At 72.2% G+C, this 9645-nt stretch carries 8 protein-coding genes and 1 pseudogene; 6 read left to right on the top strand and 3 right to left on the bottom strand.

Annotation, left to right across the window (positions count from 1 at the left end; genetic code table 11):
• Positions 1–1494: alkaline phosphatase family protein (locus QM638_RS09820; RefSeq protein WP_415141784.1), on the bottom strand; the 1494-nt coding region annotated here is incomplete at its 3' end.
• Between the two features lie 6 nt (positions 1495–1500).
• Positions 1501–2397: an HAD family hydrolase gene (locus QM638_RS09815; protein WP_415141783.1), complete on the bottom strand. Its 897-nt coding sequence runs from the start codon at positions 2395–2397 to the stop codon at positions 1501–1503.
• A 195-nt stretch (positions 2398–2592) separates the two neighbouring features.
• On the opposite strand from QM638_RS09815, the gene QM638_RS09810 reads away from it, so the two are divergent.
• The 6 genes from QM638_RS09810 (at position 2593) to hemB (ending at position 8836) form a co-directional block, all read left to right on the top strand.
• The gene (locus QM638_RS09810) at positions 2593–2832 is read left to right on the top strand and encodes a glutaredoxin family protein (RefSeq protein ID WP_415141782.1); all 240 of its coding nucleotides are present in this window, start codon (positions 2593–2595) and stop codon (positions 2830–2832) included.
• A gap of 97 nt (positions 2833–2929) precedes the next feature.
• Positions 2930–3724, top strand: a complete 795-nt coding sequence (locus QM638_RS09805) for a redox-sensing transcriptional repressor Rex (RefSeq protein WP_415141781.1) — start codon at positions 2930–2932, stop codon at positions 3722–3724.
• Positions 3721–5034 carry a glutamyl-tRNA reductase gene (locus QM638_RS09800; RefSeq protein WP_415141780.1) on the top strand — a complete coding sequence of 438 codons (1314 nt, stop codon included), beginning with the start codon at positions 3721–3723 and terminating at the stop codon, positions 5032–5034. The genes QM638_RS09805 and QM638_RS09800 overlap by 4 nt, the downstream gene beginning before the upstream one ends.
• The gene (gene hemC / locus QM638_RS09795; protein ID WP_415141779.1) at positions 5031–6050 is read left to right on the top strand and encodes a hydroxymethylbilane synthase; all 1020 of its coding nucleotides are present in this window, start codon (positions 5031–5033) and stop codon (positions 6048–6050) included. The genes QM638_RS09800 and hemC overlap by 4 nt, the downstream gene beginning before the upstream one ends.
• Positions 6047–7711, top strand: coding sequence for a uroporphyrinogen-III synthase (locus QM638_RS09790; protein WP_415141778.1), 1665 nt, complete (start codon positions 6047–6049; stop codon positions 7709–7711). The genes hemC and QM638_RS09790 overlap by 4 nt, the downstream gene beginning before the upstream one ends.
• A gap of 144 nt (positions 7712–7855) precedes the next feature.
• Positions 7856–8836: a porphobilinogen synthase gene (gene hemB, locus QM638_RS09785; RefSeq protein ID WP_415141777.1), complete on the top strand. Its 981-nt coding sequence runs from the start codon at positions 7856–7858 to the stop codon at positions 8834–8836.
• A gap of 54 nt (positions 8837–8890) precedes the next feature.
• Here the strand turns inward: hemB and QM638_RS09780 are convergent.
• Positions 8891–9645: pseudogene (locus QM638_RS09780) on the bottom strand (hypothetical protein); the annotation flags it as partial.

The raw sequence follows: 9645 nt of genomic DNA, 5'->3' as shown, positions 1-9645 counted from the left end.
GTTGCCGCCGCGGGCGCGCACCAGCCGGCTGGCCGCCGTACGGAGCGGGCCACCGGCGGCGTCCGAGAGCAGCCGCGCCGGTCCGAGCACCTCGGCCGGGGTCGACTCCGACTCGCCGCTGCCGCCGGCCAGCGCGCGCACCACCTCGGCGAGCGTGACCCCCTCCAGTTGCGCGAACGTGCTGCCCTGGGTCTGGCCGTGGTCGGAGACGATGACCAGCTCGTAGTCGCGGCCGACCTCGCCGGCCAGGTCGTGGAAGAACCGCAGGGTGCGATCCAGGCTCTCCAGGGTCCGCATCGCCTCCGGGCGGGTCGGCCCGGTGTGGTGCGCCACCTCGTCGTAGTCGACCAGGTCGAGGTAGATGACCGGTACGCCGCGGGCCAGCTGGTCGGCCACGATGGCGACGTTGAGGTCGCGCAGCACGACGGTGGTCAGCCCGCGCAACAGCAGGAACGAGCCGCCGCGATCGACCCGCGGCACCACGTTGCGGCGCAACTGCCGGCGGGCCTGGAACCACTCGGTGAAGATCGAGCCGACGAACAGCACCAGTGAGCGCAGCAGTCCGGTGCGGCTGACCGCATAGTCGGCGGCGCCGCGGTCGGGCCCGGCCGAGCGCATCCGGCTCATCGTGAGTGCGCGCAGCGGCGCGTCGCCGGAGAACAGATTGGAGACGCTGGCGCCGCCATCGGCCAGCAGCCCCCGGCCGTCGCTGAAGGAGTCCTCCACCTCGGCGGCGTCGGCGGGCCGGTTGCACACCAGCATCCGGCCCTCGGCCTTGTCGTACCAGCGGAACGCGGGGATGGATCGGTCCCGGCCGTGCAGCAGCCTGGCCTGGCCGGCCGGTGTGGTGGAGGGCAGGCCGGTCTCCCAGCAACGCAGCCGGTGCGAGCCCGAACGCAGCAGCGAGGTGAGGAACGGGATCTCGCCGCTGGCCGAGGCCTGCCGGATCAGCGGCTCCGCCACCCCGTCGAGCTGCACCACCAACAGGCCGGGGCCGCTGACCGGCGTACGTCGGGCGGTGCTCAGCGCGCGGCGCATCACCTGGCCGAAGAAGACCTCGTCGCTGCTGGCGTCGATCGCCCAGTTGACGATCGCGGCGACCAGGGCGGCCAGCCAGCCGACGACGATGATCTCCGGGAACGCGATCGGCTGGATGCCGGGGACCACCGCCAGCGCGACGGTGAGGACGATCGCCTGGGTCAACAGCCCGAAGAAGAGCAGTCCGACCACACCGGTGAGGACGGTCAACCGGGTGAGGAACGGGCGCAGGCACGCGCCGACCAGCAGCACCGCGATCACCAGCAGGGCCACCTCGGCGAACCCGTCGCTGGGGACCGCGACACCCGGGACGACCCGCAGCGTGACGGCGAAGGCGATGAAGGAGACGAGGAACGAGCGGGCGACGCCGAGCAGCCAGGGCAGGCCGAACCGGGCTCGGTGCAGCGCGCGCATGCTCAGGCCGACGCGTCGGTCCAGCGAGGGTGGGATCGGCACCGGCGGCTACCGCTTGCGCGGCCGCACGGCGATCCCGACGGCGACGGCGCCGGTGAGCGCACCACCCACCGCGGTGGCCAGGAACCCGGCCCGCGCGGCCTTCCGGCCGGTGCGGTAGTCCCGGATCCGCCAGCCCAGCGCGCGGGCGTGGTTGCGGAGCTTGCGGTCGGGGTTGATGGCGCACGGGTCGCCGACCAGGGAGAGCATCGGAAGGTCGTTGGCCGAGTCGGAGTACGCCGAGCACTCGGTCAGGTCCAGGCCCTCGTGGGCGGCGAGCGCCTTGATCGCCTCCGCCTTGGCCGGGCCGTGCAGCATCTCGCCGACCAGCCGGCCGGTGTAGACCCCGTCGACGTGCTCGGCGACGGTCCCCAACGCGCCGGTCAGGCCGAGCCGGCGGGCGATGATGATGGCCATCTCGACCGGGGCGGCGGTGACCAGCCAGACCCGTTGACCGGCGTCGATGTGGGACTGGGCGAGCGCGCGGGTGCCGGGCCAGATCCGGTGGGCCATGGCCTCGTCGAAGATCTCCTCGCCGAGCTCCTGCAGCTCGGCGACGGTGTGTCCTTCGATGAAGGCCAGCGCCGAGGCGCGCGCCTCGGCCACGTGGTCGGGGTCCTCGACGCCGACGAGACGGAAGTAGGCCTGCTTGTAGGCAGCACCGGCGATCTCACGCGTGGTGAAGAACTTCCGCTTGTAGAGCCCGCGGGCCAGGTGGAAGATCGTGGCGCCCTGCATGATCGTGTTGTCCACGTCGAAGAACGCCGCCGAGGTGGACTCGCCGGGGCCGTCGAGCGAGGCCTCCACCTCGGCCGCGGCCGCCGCCGCCTCACCGGCCAGCGCGGAACGGAGCTTGAGGTTGCGGCGGCGCAGTTCTGCGCGTCGTCGATCGCCCGGGCTGCTCACACGATCACCCTATCCGCCGGTCTTGCCGTCCGACGTGAGCCGGCTCATCGAGCGTTCGTCAAGGTATATCGAGCGTTCGTCAAGGTATGCAGCCGAACGCGCACTTCCCCCGCGGAGTTCCGGCGGGGGAGTGACTACTCGGCTGCATACCTAGATGGGTGCGCCGAGACGCCGCGATGAGAGGATGGCCGGGTCATGAGTGCCCGCGTCACCCTCTACTCTCGCCCCGGCTGTCACCTGTGTGACGAGGCCCGGGCGGTCATCGAGCGGGTCTGCACCGAGGTCGGCACGACGTACGACGAGATCGACATCGACCGCGACCCGGAGCTGACCGAGCGGTTCGGCGAGGAGATCCCGGTGACCTTCGTCGATGGCCGTCAACACGACTACTGGCGGGTGGACGAGATCCGCCTCCGTGCGGCCCTCGGCGGTTGAGCCACTCCCAGCCCCCGCGACGGCCTCGCGTCGGTGACGTCGGTCACTCGCCTCCGTCGGCCGGTTTGTTCTCTAATGCACAAGCTCCTACAGTGAGATGGCCGTTGGCCGGCTCCGGACGCAGCCGTGCAGCCCGGACCAGCGGCTCGTGGCGAAAGAGCAGGCAGTGACCTCACGGAGCGCGACCGAGGCTACCCGGGACATCCCGGAGGCAACCGTGGCACGGCTTCCCGTCTATCTGAGGGCGTTGCTCTCCCTGGCGGAGAGCAACATCGCCACCTGCTCCTCCGACGAGCTCGCCGCCGCCGCCGGGGTGAACTCGGCCAAGCTCCGCAAGGACCTCTCCTATCTCGGCTCCTACGGCACCCGTGGGGTCGGGTACGACGTGGACTACCTGCGCTACCAGATCGCCCGCGAGATCGGCGGCACGCAGGAGTGGCCGGTGATCATCGTCGGCATCGGGAACCTCGGTCATGCCCTGGCCAGCTTCTCCGGGTTCCGCAGCCGGGGCTTCCGGATCGTCGCGCTGCTCGACGCCGAGGAGAGCCTGCACGGCCGGGCGGTCGCCGGGATCGTGGTCCGGCCGTTCCACGAGCTGGCCGCGCTGGTGGCCGAGCACCGTGTCGCCATCGGAGTGGTCTCGGTGCCGGCCGCGGCCGCCCAGGACGTCGCCGACGCGATGGTCGCCGCCGGCATCACCAGCATCCTGAACTTCGCCCCGACGGTGATCTCGGTGCCGCCGGGGGTCGACGTACGCAAGGTGGATCTCTCCATCGAGCTCCAGATCCTCGCCTACCACGAGTCGCGCAAGGCTCTGGCCGACGGGGCCGCAGATTCCAGGGAGGACCACGTGCTGCATCAGCCCGCACCAGTAGCGGAGGGTCGCCGGTGAGCGTCCTGGTGGTCGGCATCTCGCACAACTCCGCTCCGGTGGCGATGCTGGAGTCGGTCTCGGTCGACGCCGAGGCGCTGCACAAGATGGTCACCGACGTGGCGCACAGCGAGCACGTGACCGAGGCGGCCGTGATCGCGACCTGCAACCGGCTGGAGATCTACACCGAGGTCGAGCGATTCCACGGCTCGGTCGAGGAGCTCTCCATGATGATCGTGGAGCGGGCCGGCACCAGTGTCGAGGCGATGCTGCCGCACCTGTACGTGCACTACGACGACGGCGCCGTCTCGCACCTCTTCCAGGTCGCCGCCGGACTGGACTCGATGGCGGTCGGCGAGGCGCAGATCCTCGGACAGACCCGGGCGGCGCTGCAGCTCGGCCAGGAGCTCGGCACCGTCGGTCCCGCGCTGAACTCGCTCTTCCAGCAGGCGCTGCGGGTCGGCAAGCGCACCCGCGCCGAGACCGACATCGACCGCGCGGCCCCGTCGCTGGTCGACTCGGCGCTGGCGCGTGCCGAGGAGTCGGCCGGCTCACTCGGCGGTCGCCGGATGCTCGTCATCGGCGCCGGCGCGATGGCGGGCCTGGCCGCGGCCACCGTCTCCCGTCGTGGGGTCGGCGAGCTGGTCGTGCTCAGCCGCACCGAGGACCGGGCGGTCCGTCTCGCCGCGGAGTACGGCGGCCGGGCGGCCCCGCTCGCCGGCCTCGCCGCCGAGGTCGCGGCCGCCGACGTGGTCATCGCCTGTGCCGGAGCGGCCGGCGTGCTGATCGGGACGGAGATGGTCGGCGACCGATCCGATCGTCCGCTGACGCTGGTCGACCTCGCCCTGCCGCACGACGTCGATCCGGCCGCCGGCGAGCTGCCCGGTGTCACCCTGGTGGGCCTGGCCGCGCTGGCCGAGGAACTGCACCACAGCGAGGCGGCGGCCGAGGTGGCCGCGGTCCGCGACATCGTCACCCAGGAGGTGGCGGCCTTCCTCACCGCCCGCCGGCAGGCGAGCGTGACGCCCACGGTGGTCGCGTTGCGGTCGATGGCGACCAGCGTCGTCGACGCCGAGATGGCGCGCCTGGAGGCACGGCTGCCGGGACTCGACGAGGCCACCCGGGCCGAGGTGCTGCAGGCGATCCGCCGGGTGGCCGACAAGCTGCTGCACGAGCCGACCGTCCGGGTCAAGGAGCTGGCCGACCAGACCGGCGCGGTCTCCTACGCCGCCGCCCTGGCCGAGCTGTTCGCGCTCGACCCGCAGGCGGTCACCGCCGTCACCCGGCCGGACGTGCCCGAGGACGGCCCGAAGGGACGTTCCCGCCGGTGACCGACCCGCTCCACGCCACCGACCGAGCCTCGACCGGCCGATCGACCCGGCCGCTCCGGTTGGGCACCCGTCGCTCGCTGCTGGCCACCACCCAGTCGAACCTGGTCGCCGACCTGCTGCGCGCCCAGGGCTGGCAGGTCGAGCTGGTGGTGATCGTCTCCGAGGGAGACCGCAGCCAGGCCGCGGGCACGCCGATCACCGGCTCGTCGGCGACCGGGGTGTTCGTCTCGGCGCTGCGTACGGCGCTGCTGGCCGGTGAGATTGACCTGGCGGTGCACTCGCTCAAGGACCTGCCGACCGCGCCGGCGCCGGGCATCACGCTGGCCGCCGTGCCGGAGCGCGAGGACCCACGCGACGTGCTGGTCGCCCGGGACGGACTCGCCCTGACCCAGCTGCCGGCCGGTGCCCGGGTGGGTACCGGGTCACCCCGCCGGGCCGCCCAACTGCGTGCCCTCGGTCTCGGTTTGGACCTGGTCGCCGTCCGTGGGAATGTGGACTCCCGAATCGGCAAGGTCGCCTCGGGTGAGTACGACGCCGTCGTACTCGCTCGCGCCGGACTTGCCCGGATAGCCCGACTCGACGAGGTCACCGACGTGCTCGACGCGCAGCAGATCCTGCCGGCCCCAGGCCAGGGCGCGCTTGCCGTCGAATGTCGCTCCGCGGACGCAGCGACGCTGGCCGCGCTCGCGCCGCTCGACCACCCGGCCAGCCGTGCCGCGGTCCTCGCCGAGCGGGCGGTGCTGGCCAGGCTGGAGGGCGGCTGCGCGGCCCCGATCGGCACCCTGGCCCAGACCCATGGCGACGAGCTCCGGGTGAGCGCGGTGGCGCTCTCCCCGGACGGTGCGCGTTCGGTGCGACGAGAGGCCGCCGGGCCGGTCGCGGACGCTCACCTGATCGGCGTACGGCTGGCCGAGCAGATGCTCGCCGACGGCGCCGCCGAACTCGCGGACCCGTCCGCGGACCCCACGGGCGGCCACGGTGCCGCTCCCGAGCAGGACAAGGTGCACAACGCATGACCACAAAGACCACAGCCTCCTCCGTTCCCGACGCCGGTCGGACCTGGGTGTCGTTCGTCGGCGCCGGCCCGGGCGACCCGGAGCTGCTCACCGTCAAGGCGATCGACCTGCTCCGGCAGGCCGAGATCGTGGTCACCGAGGCGCCCGAGCACGCGCCGATGGTGCGGGCGCTGCTGGGCCTGCCGGAGCCGGCGCCCGAGGGCGTCGACGAGGCCGAGCCGGCCGGCCCCGAGTTCGTCGACGGCGGCTTCGGCGAGCACGGTCAGCCGCTGACCCATGCGGCGCGGGCCAAGGTCGTGGTCAAGCAGGCCAAGACCGGGCGCCGGGTGGTCCGACTGATGAGCGGTGACCCGTTCGTCTACGCCTCCGGCCCCGAAGAGGCGCTGGCCTGCGCCAAGGCCGGCATCGGCTTCGAGATCGTGCCCGGCATCTCCTCGGTCTCCGCGGTCCCGGCGTACGCCGGCATCCCGCTGACCAGCAAGGACCACCGTGCGATCACCGTGGTGACCTGCGGGGAGAAGGTCGACTGGAAGCAGTACGGCGACGACCGCACCCTGGTGCTGCTCTCCGGGGTGGGCCTGATCGGCGACATCGCCGGCGAGCTGATCGCCGCCGGCCGCGCTCCGCAGACCCCGGTGGCGATGACCCGGATGGGGACCACCACCGAGCAGGCGACCGTCACCTCGACCCTCGCCGACATCGCCGCCGACGCCCGCGCCGCGCGGATGGCGCCGCCGGCCGTGATCGTGGTCGGCAAGGTCGTCGACCTGCGCGAGACGCTCTCCTGGTTCGAGACCAAGCCGCTCTTCGGCTGGCGGGTGCTGGTGCCCCGCACCAAGGAGCAGGCCCCGGTGCTCTCCCACCGGCTGCGCGGGTTCGGCGCCGTGCCCGAGGAGGTGCCCACCATCTCGGTCGAGCCGCCGCGCAACCCGCAGCAGATGGACAAGGCGATCCGCGGCCTGGTCGAGGGCCGGTACGAGTGGATCGCCTTCACCTCGGTGAACGCGGTCCGCGCGGTCCGGGAGAAGTTCGACGAGTACGGCCTCGACGCGCGTGCCTTCTCCGGCCTGAAGATCGCCGCGGTCGGAGAGAAGACGGCCGCCTCGCTCGCCGCCTGGGGACTGCGCGCCGACCTCGTCCCGCTCGGCGACAACCAGTCGGCCGCCGGCCTGCTCGAGGTCTGGCCGGAGTTCGACGAGGCGCTGGACCCGATCAACCGGGTCTTCCTGCCGCGCGCCGACATCGCCACCGAGAACCTGGTGGCCGGCCTGGTCGATCTGGGCTGGGAGTGCGACGACGTCACGGCCTACCGCACCGTGCGGGCCGCGCCGCCGCCGGCGCCGACCCGGGATGCGATCAAGACCGGGAGGTTCGACGCGGTCGTGTTCACCTCCTCCTCGACGGTGCGCAACCTGGTCGGGATCGCCGGCAAGCCGCACACCTCGACGGTGATCGCGGCGATCGGCCCGGCGACCGCCAAGACGGCCGAGGAGCATGGTCTGCGGGTGGACGTGATGGCCGCCAGCCCGTCCATCGAGGCGCTGGCCGACGCGCTCGCCGACTTCGGCGCCGGGCGCCGCGCGGCGCTGCTCGAAGCCGGCTCGCCGGTCACCAAGCCGTCGGACCGCAAGCCGGCCGCGCGCCGGGCGAGGGCTCGGTAGCTCGGAGCGGATGTTCGTCTAGGTATGCAGACGCATGGGCGCTTCCCTGGCGGAACTCCGCGGGGGAAGCGCGCGTTCGGCTGCATACCTAGACGAACGCGCTAGACGAACGCGCGAGACAGCGTCTGGTCCACAGGAGGAACGGTGAAGATCGAGAAGCCCGTCGTACGTCCGCGGCGATTGCGTCGCACCGCCGCGCTGCGCCGGATGGTCGCCGAGGTCCAGGTCCGGCCCGGCAATCTGGTGCTGCCCGCCTTCGTCCGGGAGGGGACCGCCGAGCCGGTGCCGATCTCGTCGATGCCGGGCGTCGTCCAGCACAGCCGCGACTCGCTGCGCCGGGCGGCCGCCGAGGCGGCGGAGGCCGGGATCGGCGGGATCATGTTGTTCGGCGTACCGCAGAGCAAGGACGCGACCGGCTCCGGCGCCCTCGACCCCGACGGAGTCCTCAACCGCGCCATCGACGACGTCGCCGACGAGGTCGGTGACGCGTTGACGGTGATGAGCGATCTCTGCCTCGACGAGTTCACCGACCATGGTCACTGCGGTCTGCTCGCCGCCGACGGAACCGTCGACAACGACGCCACCCTCGAGGTGTACGCCGACATGGCGGTCGCGCAGGCGAACGCCGGCGTCGACATGGTCGGCCCGTCCGGGATGATGGACGGGCAGGTGTCGGTGATCCGCGACGCACTGGACCAGGCCGGCCACACCGAGGTGGCGATCCTGGCCTACTCCGCCAAGTACGCCTCGGCCTTCTACGGTCCGTTCCGTGAGGCGGTGGACTCCTCGTTGCAGGGAGACCGGCGGACCTACCAGCAGGACCCGGCCAACGCCCTGGAGGGGGTGCGCGAGGCTCTCCTCGACATCGAGCAGGGTGCGGACCTGGTGATGGTCAAGCCGGGTCTGCCCTACCTCGACGTGCTGCGTGCGGTGCGAGACGCGGTCGACGTACCGGTGGCGGCCTACAACATCTCCGGTGAGTACGCGATGCTCGAGGCCGCCGCCGCGCACGGCTGGATCGATCGCGAGCCGGCGATCCTGGAGACGCTCACCGCGTTCAAGCGGGCCGGCGCGGACGTGATCCTCACCTACTGGGCGGTCGAGGCCGCGGGCCTGCTGCGCTGAGCGCCCGTCCGGGCCCGACCGTCCGGCCCGTTCAGCTCAGTCGGCTCAGTCGGCTCAGTCGGCCGACTCCGACGAGGTGGCCGACGGGGTCGCCGACGATGTCGGCTCCAGCGCCGCCAGGAACGTGTCCTTGAGGGCGGCGACCTCGCTGTCGATCGCCTTCAGCAGGGTGGCGTCGTCGATCGCCGGCAGCGTGGTGAACTGTGCGGTGATCGCCTTCTCGCATTGAAGCACCGCCGCGTCCTCGGCCGCGCTGACCAGGTCTGCGTCGGCGGCGGCGATCTGGGTCGCGTACTCCTGCTCGATCGCGGACAGGCACGCGGCATCGATCTGATCGGTGGTCGCAGGTGTCGAGGTGGCGGTCGGGGTGGAGCTGGCCGTGGGAGTCGAGGTGGCGGTCGGGGTGGAGCTGGCCGTGGGAGTCGAGCTGGCCGTGGGAGTCGAGGTGGCGGTTGGCGTCGAGCTGGCCGTGGGAGTCGAGGTGGCGGTGGCGGTCGAGGTGGAGCTCGCCGAGGACGAGGACTCCGGTGTCGATCCGCCGCTGGCCGCCGAGGCCTTCAGCGGCAGGCTGCCCGCGGAGGCCGATGCCTTCGACGCCTTCGTCGACGTGGAGGACTTCGACGAGGTGGCCTTGCTGCTGGTCGTCGACCGGGTCGAGACGTCGTCGGAGTCGATCGTCTGATCGGTGGTGACGGTGTTGTTGGGTACGGAGGTGTAGTCGCCGGAGCGGTAGGCCTTGGCGACGGCGAGGACGGTGGTGACGTAGGAGTTGGAGTGGTTGTAGCGGTAGACGGCGGTGTGTTGGCCGG

Source organism: Nocardioides sp., from assembly GCF_047606145.1.
Lineage (GTDB): Bacteria > Actinomycetota > Actinomycetes > Propionibacteriales > Nocardioidaceae > Nocardioides.
Note: the sequence above shows the minus strand (reverse complement) of the source record. Positions and strands in the feature narration are given on the sequence as shown.